Here is a 3,106-nt window from a genome sequence, read left to right on the forward strand (position 1 = left end):
CCGCCGACGAGTCGGAGCAGCCGGGCGACACGTTGCCGCCGCGGCGCGCGGTGCTGGTTGCCGATGTTAAAGACGCAGGAGCCGTGACGTTGCGCCCGGATCTCGATGACGCCGTCGTGCGGATCGCGGCCCCGGTGGCGATCGACGATGTGATCGCCGCGTTCGTCGACAATGCCGCCGCGGAGGCCGATGTCACGGCGGCGATCAAGGTCATTGACGAGGCTGACCTCGGTGACGAAGACGCCGAGCTGACGGTTGGCGACGCGCAGGACCACGATCTGGCCTGGTACGCCACCCAAGAGCTGCCGTTTCTGCTCGAGCTGCTCTAGCCCTGGCTACGGTACCGTAGGTTACGGTACCGTAGGTTGGGAGGGCAGGAGTTTTCCCAATGGACAGGAAAATCGCGAGGGTCACAGCCAACGTCGTCGAGACCAAGCCGATTACGGTGGCTGGCGTGGACACCCATCCCGGCTGGCACGTGTTGCGCAGCCTCGCCCATCGCATCACCACACCGCTGCTGCCCGACGACTATATGAAGTTGGCCAATCCGCTGTGGTCGGCGCGGGAATTGCGGGGTCGGATCCTCCAGGTCCGGCGAGAGACGCACGACTCGGCGACGCTGGTCATCAAGCCGGGCTGGGGCTTCAGCTTCGACTATGAGCCCGGTCAGTACATGGGGATCGGGCTGCTGGTTGACGGCCGCTGGCGGTGGCGCTCGTATTCGCTGACGTCCAGCCCGGTCAAGGGCGCCCGCACGGTGACGATCACGGTGAAGGCAATGCCCGAGGGCTTCCTTTCCGCCCACCTGGTGGGCGGCGTCACGCCCGGAACGATCGTGCGGTTGGCCGCGCCGCAAGGGAATTTCGTGCTGCCCGATCCGGCGCCACCGGCCGTGTTGTTCATCACAGCCGGGTCGGGCATCACCCCGGTGATGTCGATGCTGCGCACGCTGGTTCGCCACGATCAGATCACCGATGTGATCCATCTGCATTCTGCGCCCACCGCCGATGACGTGATGTTCGGCGCGGAGCTTGATCAACTGGCCCGCGATCATTCGGGATATCGGCTGCGGCTGCGCACGACGCGCAGCCAGGGACGGCTGGATCTGGCGCGGCTCGACACCGAGGTGCCGGACTGGCGCGAGCGGCAGACCTGGGCGTGTGGACCCGAAGCCATGCTCAACGCGGCCGAGCGCGCCTGGTCGGCGGCCGGTGTTCAGGACCGCTTGCACCTCGAGCGCTTTGCGGTGTCGCGCGCGGCTCCGGCCGGCGCCGGCGGCACGGTAACTTTTGTGAAGAGCGCAAAAAGCACCACCGCCGATGCGGCGACCTCGCTGATGGATGCCGGTGAGCGGATGGGCGTGCAGATGCCATTCGGCTGTCGGATGGGGATCTGCCAATCCTGCGTGGTCGGCCTGGTGGAAGGCCATGTTCGGGACCTGCGAACCGGTGTTGTACATGAACCGGGAACACGCGTACAGACCTGCATTTCGGCCGCATCGGGCGATTGCATACTCGACGTATAGGTGTTACTCACTGGTAACCTACGGTTTCGTAGGTTACGATAGCGTAGGTCAGTAACTGCAAGACTACGGAGAGGACAGGCGATGGCAATCACCGACCTAGACGTATTCGCGCATCTGACGGACGCCGACATCGAAAACCTGGCCGTTGAGCTGGATGCCATCCGCCAGGATGTTGAAGACTCTCGCGGCGAGCGGGATGCCCGCTACATCCGCCGCACGATCGCCACCCAGCGCGCGCTAGAGGTCGCCGGCCGGGTGCTGTTGGCGGGCAGCTCGCGGCGATCAGGCTGGTGGGCGGGCACCCTGACCCTCGCCGTGGCCAAGATCGTCGAGAACATGGAGATCGGCCACAACGTCATGCATGGCCAGTGGGACTGGATGAACGACCCCGAGATTCACTCCTCGACCTGGGAGTGGGACATGACCGGGTCGTCCAAGCACTGGCGCTACACCCACAATTTCGTGCACCACAAGTACACCAACATTCTCGGCATGGACGACGACGTCGGCTACGGTCTGCTGCGCGTGACCCGAGACCAGCCCTGGAAGCGCTTCAACCTGCTCAACCTGCTGTACAACACGCTGCTTGCGATCGGGTTCGAGTGGGGCGTTGGCCTGCAGCACGTCGAGATCGGCAGGATCGTAAAGAACCGCATGGGCCACGATGAAGCGCGGCAGCGGGTCGACGAGTTCCTGGCCAAGTCTGGTCGCCAGGTGTTCAAGGACTATGTCGCGTTCCCGGCGGTGACCGCGCTGTCACCCGGCGCCACGTACAAGTCGACGCTGAAGGCCAATGCGGTCGCCAACGTGATCCGCAATCTATGGGCCAACGCAGTGATCTTCTGCGGCCACTTCCCCGACGGCGCCGAGAAATTCACCAAGACCGACATGATCGGCGAGTCGAAGGGGCACTGGTACCTGCGGCAAATGCTGGGCAGTGCCAACTTCAACGCCGGCCCGACGCTGCGGTTCATGAGCGGAAATCTTTGCCACCAGATCGAACACCACCTGTACCCGGATCTGCCGAGCAACCGGTATGCCGAGATATCACTGCGAGTGCGCGAGCTCTGTGACAAGTACGACCTGCCGTACACCACAGGCTCTTTCCTGGTGCAATACGGGAAGACATGGCGGACCATCGCCAAGCTGTCGCTGCCGGACAAGTATTTGCGCGAGACCGCCGACAACGCACCGGAGACCCGCAGCGAATCGATGTTCGCCGCGCTGGAGCCGGGTTTCGCCGGGACCGATCCGGCGACCGGACGGCGCCGCGGCCTGAAGACCGCGATCGCCACCGTGCGGGGTTGGCGCCGGGACAAGCGAGCCAAACGGCTTGACGAGAAGGCGCAAACGACTGGTCGGGACGAGCTGGCCGCCTAGCCGCGCCAAGCGCTCAGCACGTGCAAGTCGTTACCACCCTTCCGATCGTCGATGTCGTGCTGGATCGGCATCGCGATGCGTTGGGTGACCACATGCCCACCTACCGCAACCACGTATACAGCTGCATCACTTACCACCAGTTGCTGCTTGGCGCCTCGATCCCAGACTTCGCGGCACTCGCGTGGGCGGCCACGATGTTGG

The 3,106-nt window shown here is 64.4% G+C and carries 3 protein-coding genes and 1 pseudogene; all 4 read left to right on the forward strand.

Features of this window, described 5'->3' with window-relative positions:
* Window positions 1-329: DUF6912 family protein (locus WAN71_RS21290; RefSeq protein WP_422227229.1), on the forward strand; the 329-nt coding region annotated here is incomplete at its 5' end.
* A 59-nt stretch (window positions 330-388) separates the two neighbouring features.
* Window positions 389-1,525, forward strand: coding sequence for a ferredoxin reductase (locus WAN71_RS21295; RefSeq protein ID WP_422227230.1), 1,137 nt, complete (start codon window positions 389-391; stop codon window positions 1,523-1,525).
* An 81-nt stretch (window positions 1,526-1,606) separates the two neighbouring features.
* Window positions 1,607-2,905 (forward strand): fatty acid desaturase family protein, encoded by a 1,299-nt coding sequence (locus WAN71_RS21300; RefSeq protein ID WP_422227231.1) that lies wholly within the window; start codon window positions 1,607-1,609, stop codon window positions 2,903-2,905.
* A 20-nt stretch (window positions 2,906-2,925) separates the two neighbouring features.
* A pseudogene (locus tag WAN71_RS21305) lies at window positions 2,926-3,106 on the forward strand (hypothetical protein); the annotation flags it as partial.

This window comes from Mycobacterium sp. (assembly GCF_049280035.1).
GTDB lineage: Bacteria > Actinomycetota > Actinomycetes > Mycobacteriales > Mycobacteriaceae > Mycobacterium.

Bases quoted from the DNA above. Each gene is read 5' to 3' on its own strand.
- WAN71_RS21295 (WP_422227230.1), top strand. From the start codon at position 389: ATGGACAGGAAAATCGCGAGGGTCACAGCCAACGTCGTCGAGACCAAG.
- WAN71_RS21300 (WP_422227231.1), top strand. From the start codon at position 1,607: ATGGCAATCACCGACCTAGACGTATTCGCGCATCTGACGGACGCCGAC.